This is a genomic window from Candidatus Parvarchaeota archaeon (assembly GCA_016866895.1).
Lineage (GTDB): Archaea > Micrarchaeota > Micrarchaeia > Anstonellales > VGKX01 > VGKX01.
In genome coordinates this window covers 1-3878 of sequence record VGKX01000122.1, presented here as the reverse complement: position 1 = coordinate 3878, position 3878 = coordinate 1, and the positions used below count along the sequence as shown (strand labels likewise).

The following is a 3878-nucleotide window of genomic DNA, read 5'->3' as shown; positions in this document are numbered from 1 at the left end:
GAATTCAAGGAAAAATTCGGCACCGACTTGCAAAACGCCATAAGCGAATACCATCTTGCAAAAGATGCCCTTGCGCAGCTTGCGGCAATACACGTGGAAAAAATGGACGTGCAAGAGGATTCAAAAATCCTCACTTCTTCAGCCGTCCGCTATTTCATGTCGCTTCACAATGCGGACGCACTTGAGCTTTCAAGCCTGGCAAAGGATGATGCGACTTTTGCAAGCGCAAAGCCCGAGCTTGTCTTTTTTGACAGAAGCGTCCTGAATGCAAACGGGGCGGCCATTCAGTTCCTAACTACAAAAGACGAGGATGGCAAAATATTCTTTGGGGCAGAGGTTTTCAACAAAGACTACGAAAACGGCGAATCGAAAGGAAGCGGGGGGGCTGCAGCTGATTTTGGCTCCTATGTCCAAAGCAAGTTTGGCTTGCTTGTAAAAGACGTGACTGTAAACAGTGACGGGAGCGTTGAGCTGACTTTCAGAAAACCTGCTTCTGCCACAACTTTTGAAACAGGCACTGGGCCAAACCAGACCATCCTCGGCTCTCAAACAACAGAGCAGTCCATTATATCCGCATTGAAGCTTGATGCCACAGACGCCAATGTCACTGCCTTTGTCTCAACGCACAAGGAAGGAATCCAGCTTGCCCTAAACGAGTTTGGCGACAAGGAGAAAATCACAGTTGATGATAAGGTTGTCACAAAGCAGGATGTGGCAAACAACCTCAAGCAAATGGCGGCAGATGGGACAACATATTCCAACTCCTCAGCTGCAGACATTAAAGAGACTCTGATGAAGGGGCCTGTCAGCTTTGAGAAAGACGGCCTGTAAACGCTTGTCTGGCTGGCTATCTGTTGCCTCAAAGTTCCAAATGGCTTTGCGTCTTCGGGTTTGCAAGCGGCTCCAAAAGCCCCTGTGGCTCCAGACGCCTCTCTTACTCTATTAACTTTCCTTCTTTTTTGTCGCTTTTTGTGCATTGTGACGGGAATTTATATCGTTTTGCAGGGCAATTAATCAACCTTAGGCTAAACAAGGCAGCACAAATTCAACCTTAGTTGTTACAATTCTTCATTAAAGCCAGAAACTAATTTCCTAGGTTTTCAAATGCCCAAATCCCTAATCCCAGTCAGTTTGGCTGAAGCACGCACATTTCCCGCAGCAGGCAAAAAACAGAGCGCGGGGCGCAAATTCAGCCCAAAATCGTTTTTCCTAAAAGCCCTGATATCCGTTATCTGCCTTCAATCCCCTGAAGCCCCTGCACTGGCTGCACTGAATAGTTTTGCTGACGGCGCCAATGCCAATTCTTATAAAGCTGGGAAGAGCAATAATGGCGCAAGTGGTGATGACATGTTTCTGTTCCAATCTGCCTTTGGGCAAGCAACCGACAACCAGAAAAAAAACGCCTATGCTGGGGTGCACAACCAGGAACTTGTCAAATCCTTTGACTCAATCATAACGAATTTTGAAACTGTAAGCAAAACCCTTCAAAATTATGCCGCCAAGGGCGAATATCTTAAAATCAAGCCGCTTATAGGCGGCACTGTGGGTGGCAAATTTGCCCCAGGCCCAATCCTCAATGAGATGGAGGCGGCAACCAAGACCATCAGCAAAATCAAGTCTTTTGACCTGACTGACAAGCAACAGGAGCAAATATCCAAGCTTGAGAATTTTCTTTCTGAAGCAAAAACTGCCTTTGCCCAAGGCTCAGACTTGCGCAAGAAAATAATGGATTTGGACACAAAGCTTGCGGACCTGGACACAAAGCTTGCAGAGCCAAAAAAATACAAAAAGGAGATTTCAAAACTGCAGCAGGAAGCTAAGGGCTTGCAGCAGAAGATTAAAAATTTGCTGGCACCCATTGCCGCAGACAAGTCAGAAGCCTTTGGGATAATTGAAAAAATCAAGAAAAAAGAATCGTCATTTTCCATCATTCCTCCAAAAAATGAGGAATTGCAGACAGGAGCTTATACCAAATCAGTTCTTGCTACTGTTGTCCAAGCAGGCAAAAGGGATGCACAATACGTTTTTGAAAATTTTGTTGACCTGCTTTTTGACCCTGCAAACCAACTTAAGCAGCAAAGCACCCAGGCCTACATTGACCGTGTGCTTACTGGAAAGTACATGTTCAAGTCATCAGAGAAAGACCAGGATAAACCTAAGATGCCTGCACTGGAAGCAGACAAACAAAACCAGCTTAAATATAGGGAAACTTTCCTTGGGGAGCTAAAAAGCCAGATTGAACTTCTAAAAACAAACTATGGCCCTGGCATGTCAGACCTTGCAAGCAATCTCGAGTCCATCTTGTCCGAAAACAACTACCTTAATGTCAGCAAATGCCTAACTTACATGAGAAATCAAATTACCGGTGTCAACAGGGCAGTTGCCTTGATTGAAAATTTTGAGAATGCGGCATCACTCAATGCCAGATACACTACAAGCTTCAATCAGACAATTCATGACCTTCTTCTCGAGATATCCAACAGCCAGCTTCTATCAAGGCAAATTTACTTCTCGCTCTATGGCGCATACAAACCAACTGCTTCTGGATATGAGCTAAAAAACAACCACAAGCTTGAGGAGACACTTGTGCTTCTTGCCGCCTCAAAGGCGTATCAGGAATCGGCAAGCTCAAGCGACTTTGCGTCTAAATTCCAATCCAACGCTTCGTATTACTATAACATTGTAAAAGGCGTTGTTGATGAGCAATACTCGCCGCTGAAAAACGCTGTTTCCGGGCTAGCGTCCCAAAACGACATGAATAAGTACGAGGATTTTGCCAAAAAGAGGACCTTGCTTCTCAATGCAGGCCAAATGACAACAATCTATCCATCCCAGATATCAAACGCCCTCTCGTCAATCCTCTCAAAGCTTGACATCTCCTCTCAATATGCCTTGCTGGAGTTCACCATTCCCTCCATGGAAAAGCGCGGCATATTGCAGGAATCTTATCTAAAGGCCATTGATGATAATCTTGCAACCATAAACAAGGGTGCAACCCGCGAGTTTTTTGCCTTTGCGCTTCCAAGCCTTGTTGGCGCCTCGCTTGGCCTTTCTTCTTCAGACTTTGAAAACCTGGTTGTAATGTGCGGAGTGCTTGACGGGCCGGAAACCCAAAACACATACCAGAATTATTTCTCAAGGATGTTCTACGAGACCTTCATTCCAAATGCCGTTGGCAGGGCATCTGGCAGGTTTTCCTCCAATCTTGTTGACCAGGCAAAGCGCACCATGGACGAGACAGACCACTCAATACTAAGCGAGGCTGAAAGGCTTAGGCGCCAGTTTAACATTACCCCGTCCATAGGTTTTGCAAGCGTGCGAAATCTTTACACATTTGTCTCTCCTCTTCCAAACAGCTATGATGCGGCACTTGGAATTCTCGGGCACAGGGACAAGGCCATCCCAAGAATCAACGAGCCTGCTATTCCGACTCTTAGGGGGATGGCTTCAGTAGGGCTTTTAGATGCAATCAGCCAGGCTTCAAGGGATGCGACAATTCGTGTTTATGATGATGATCCATTCAGGCGCGGGCAGGCAAGCCTACAAAGCGAGCGCAGAAAGGCAGAGTCTGGCGACGTAAGCGACATACGCGTAGGAAAATATGAAAGCAGGGGCAAGGTCTCAGGCATGGTTTCAGCAGTCAGTGCCTCCTTCTCACCAGGTTATCAGTTGCAAGAGATAAGTGTCAAGGGCCAAAAAATCCAAAACCCGCTTTTGTCACAGATGGGAATCAACTACATTTATCTTTACGACAAGGCTGAAACAAATGACCAGTGGACAAAACTCCAACTTGGGACAGCCATGGGTGAGGACGGGGAAATGGTCCTCTACTTTGAGCGGGACAGAAAATCGCTTTTGCAAGGCGACAACCCGGAAAA

1 protein-coding gene is annotated in these 3878 nt (G+C 46.2%); it reads left to right on the top strand.

Annotation, left to right across the window (positions count from 1 at the left end; translation table 11 throughout):
- Window positions 1–1347 precede the first annotated feature (1347 nt).
- Window positions 1348–3878 (top strand): hypothetical protein (locus FJZ26_04780; GenBank protein ID MBM3229720.1); only part of this gene is annotated, 2531 nt, incomplete at its 3' end.